Here is a 693-nt window from a genome sequence, read left to right as displayed (position 1 = left end):
TGGGGTGAAGTCGTAACAAGGTAGCCGTATCGGAAGGTGCGGCTGGATCACCTCCTTTCTAAGGAATAGGAACACACCTTCGGGTGTGATAAGTTACATTAATTGTTGTATGACATCTGTTTGTTCGTTTAGTTTTGAGAAGTCAATCTTCTCCAAAGGGCCTATAGCTCAGCTGGTTAGAGCGCACGCCTGATAAGCGTGAGGTCGATGGTTCGAGTCCATTTAGGCCCACCATTTTAAATTGAATACCCTTATAAAGGGGCCTTAGCTCAGCTGGGAGAGCGCCTGCCTTGCACGCAGGAGGTCAGCGGTTCGATCCCGCTAGGCTCCACCATTATTTTTTTGTTCTTTGAAAACTGAATACTAATTGATATGAAATAGAAAGACCAAGTAACAACCGAGACTCATTTTAGGTGATTTATAATCATCAGGTCGTATCGCACGACCAACCAGACATATGTTCATTATGTCGAACTAAAAGCCGTAAGGTGATTAGTAAAGAGGCGTTAGTAGTTGTTTAACAACGAACACAAATCTGAAGGTTAAGTTAGAAAGGGCGCACGGTGAATGCCTTGGCACTAGGAGCCGATGAAGGACGGGACTAACACCGATATGCTTTGGGGAGCTGTACGTAAGCTTTGATCCAGAGATTTCCGAATGGGGAAACCTACTATGCTTGATCGCATAGTGTCT

At 44.9% G+C, this 693-nt stretch carries 2 tRNA genes and 2 rRNA genes; all 4 read left to right on the top strand.

The features are described 5' to 3' along the window. Window positions 1–58: ribosomal RNA gene (locus BCAMP_RS12075) — 16S ribosomal RNA — on the top strand; the annotation flags it as partial. 99 nt (window positions 59–157) lie between these two features. Further along, a tRNA-Ile gene (locus BCAMP_RS12070) sits at window positions 158–234 on the top strand. 24 nt (window positions 235–258) lie between these two features. Beyond that, a tRNA-Ala gene (locus tag BCAMP_RS12065) sits at window positions 259–334 on the top strand. A gap of 206 nt (window positions 335–540) precedes the next feature. Next, window positions 541–693 (top strand): 23S ribosomal RNA (locus BCAMP_RS12060); the annotation flags it as partial.

The sequence above is a fragment of the Brochothrix campestris FSL F6-1037 genome, assembly GCF_000525915.1.
GTDB classification, from domain to species: Bacteria; Bacillota; Bacilli; order Lactobacillales; family Listeriaceae; genus Brochothrix; species Brochothrix campestris.
This window is presented reverse-complemented; position numbering and strand designations above follow the sequence as displayed.